General features: G+C 26.3%; 1 protein-coding gene. It reads left to right on the top strand.

Annotation, left to right across the window (positions count from 1 at the left end; translation table 11 throughout):
• Positions 1 to 299 precede the first annotated feature (299 nt).
• Positions 300 to 818 (top strand): HesA/MoeB/ThiF family protein (locus PVA17_RS24865; RefSeq protein ID WP_274069360.1); only part of this gene is annotated, 519 nt, incomplete at its 3' end.

Raw genomic sequence — 818 nt, 5'->3', positions numbered from 1 at the left:
ATTGTGTATACAATCCCAAAAATGCAATAAAAATGGGGAAATAACTTTAATTGAGGTTGAATTACGAAAATAATATTGAGAAAATTCACATTTATTTGGAAATAATATTGCTTTTATTGGAAATATATCCTATTATAGGGTTAATTAGTAATGGAGGTGACTATAATGAACGATTTCCGTTTTGGCGAGCGCTAATCTGAAAAAAATTTGGAAAATTCCTAAAACAAACAGAAAGAATGTACATTCTTTCTGTTTGTTTTAACTCAAAATAAGAATTTTATAATTGGAGGAATATTTCTATGAGCGAATTAAAAATAAAAAAGACTTTACAGCCTTTGGTTGTGGGAGAAAAAATAATCTTTGGATTAGGCCAAAATGGAATCGAAAGGTCAATAGAAAAAAGTGAAATAAACATTGATATTTTAAAAGTATTAAATGGAGAGAAAGAACGTTCAGAATTAAAAATAAGCGAAGAAGAATTTAATAATAAAATTAATGTTCTAAAGAATTTAGGTCTACTTACTACAAATGAATATGAAAAAAAATATAAATATTCACGTAATATAAACTTTTTCGAATGGATGGATATCTCGAATAACACAAATCCTTCTATTTATCAACAAAAATTAAATGATGCACATGTTTTAATAGTTGGTTTAGGCGGAATTGGTTCAAATGTTTGCGAAATCTTAACTAGATTGGGTATTAAAACATTCACTATCATTGACAATGATATTATAGACGAATCAAATTTAACTAGACAGGGTACATATTTCAAAGAAGATTTAGGAAAAAATAAAGCTGATATAGTTGAAAAA

Origin of the sequence: Lysinibacillus sp. CNPSo 3705 (assembly GCF_028674935.1) — a bacterium.
Classification (GTDB): Bacteria; Bacillota; Bacilli; order Bacillales_A; family Planococcaceae; genus Lysinibacillus.
The sequence above is the reverse complement of the archived record's forward strand: the minus strand, read 5'-3'. Positions and strand labels throughout refer to the sequence as shown.